Genomic DNA, 704 nt, shown 5'->3' with positions numbered 1-704 from the left:
ATTTCAATTCCCATCGTCTCTGGAATGGAAACAAACTGGTTTTCGATGGCGGACATCCACGGAAAAGTATCTCCATCGCCTATCTTGGCGATGAAATAAAGTGCCAGCACCGGACAACTTACGACAATGTCCGCTTCATGTTGCCGCGCGCTTCGATAAAGGAGTTTCTCTACGAAGAAGGGCAACGCGCGTCCGCCGAGCCGGAGCGGATCATCGGTGTCGACGATCCGGTGGTCTATCACCTGGCGCTGGCGCTGCTGCCCAGCTTCGCCAGGGCGGGCGAGCGCAACGAACTGTTCATCGAGCAGGTCATGCTGGCGCTGTTGACCCACGTTCAGGATCGCTTCGCTTCGACCCAGGTCCCGGTCTGCACCGGCAAGGGCCTGGCGCCCTGGCAATTGCGCAGGGCCAAGGAGCTGATCGCCGGGCATCTGGCCGAGGGCGTGTCGGTGGCGCGCCTGGCCGAGGAGTGCGGGCTCTCGCGCAGCTATTTCACCAAGGCCTTCAAGTGCAGCACCGGTTTTTCGCCCCACGAATGGCTGATGCGCATGCGCGTCGACCGGGCCAAGGAGCTGATGCTGGGCAGCGACGAACCGCTTTCGCAGATCGGCGTCGCCTGCGGCTTTTCCGACCAGCCGCATTTCTCGCGGATCTTTCTCCGGCTGGCCGGCGCCTCGCCCTCGACCTGGCGTCGGGTCAAGCGG

General features: G+C 62.5%; 1 protein-coding gene. It reads left to right on the top strand.

All coding sequences use genetic code 4. From position 1 onward, the window contains the following. Positions 1–704: helix-turn-helix domain-containing protein (locus QPK10_RS06700; protein ID WP_368487228.1), on the top strand; the 704-nt coding region annotated here is incomplete at both ends.

Origin of the sequence: Spiroplasma sp. DGKH1 (genome assembly GCF_040940205.1) — a bacterium.
Lineage (GTDB): Bacteria > Bacillota_I > Bacilli_A > Mycoplasmatales > Mycoplasmataceae > Spiroplasma.
The sequence above is the reverse complement of the archived record's forward strand: the minus strand, read 5'-3'. Positions and strand labels throughout refer to the sequence as shown.